Source organism: Devosia alba (assembly GCF_039938915.1).
In the GTDB taxonomy this organism is placed as follows: Bacteria; Pseudomonadota; Alphaproteobacteria; order Rhizobiales; family Devosiaceae; genus Devosia; species Devosia alba.
The window spans coordinates 1-233 of sequence record NZ_JBDUUI010000165.1; the positions used below are offsets into that span (position 1 = coordinate 1).

Sequence of the window (233 nt, forward strand, 5' to 3'; positions counted from 1 at the left end):
GGTTCTTGTAACCATCCTCGTTGGTCATACCGAAGTCACGGTCGAACAGCTTTGGATGCTCCAGCAGCATAGAGTAAGTATCTACGTCAACCAGAGTAACCATATCCGCCAGCGGAACCTTACGCTTAATCAGCTCATCGATACCAGCTTTATGCGCGAGGTTAATAGCCTCGGCGTTAGCTTCACGAGCAGCCTGGTCCGCAGGGGCAGCATCTACAGTCACTGGGATTTCG

General features: G+C 51.9%; 1 protein-coding gene. It reads right to left on the reverse strand.

What is annotated here, in order from left to right; translation table 11 throughout:
- The coding region (locus ABFY71_RS19160) for a hypothetical protein (RefSeq protein ID WP_347947470.1) at positions 1–223 on the reverse strand (223 nt) is incomplete at its 3' end.
- Between the last annotated feature and the right edge of the window lie 10 nt (positions 224–233).